We start from the raw sequence: 220 nt of genomic DNA, 5'->3' as shown, positions 1-220 counted from the left end.
GGTGGGGCACGGTCGAGCAGATCACCGACCCCGAGTACTCCACCACCGCCTTCCTCAAGGGCCTGAAGCAGGTGGAGGGCTGGCAGGAACTGCCGTTGACCGAGGCCGCGCAGAAGGTCCAGGTGTCGGCGTACCCGTTCCACTACGCCCAGTGGGAGACCCAGGCCGCTGACCTGGTGGCCGAGCACTGGACCAGCTGACCCCACCCCAACCCACAGAC

Annotated in this window: 1 pseudogene; it reads left to right on the top strand. The window is 67.7% G+C overall.

Features of this window, described 5'->3' with window-relative positions:
• Positions 1-200: pseudogene (locus H0524_RS18970) on the top strand (hypothetical protein); the annotation flags it as partial.
• Between the last annotated feature and the right edge of the window lie 20 nt (positions 201-220).

This window comes from Salinispora sp. H7-4, from assembly GCF_013416675.1.
Lineage (GTDB): Bacteria > Actinomycetota > Actinomycetes > Mycobacteriales > Micromonosporaceae > Micromonospora > Micromonospora vitiensis.
This window is presented reverse-complemented; position numbering and strand designations above follow the sequence as displayed.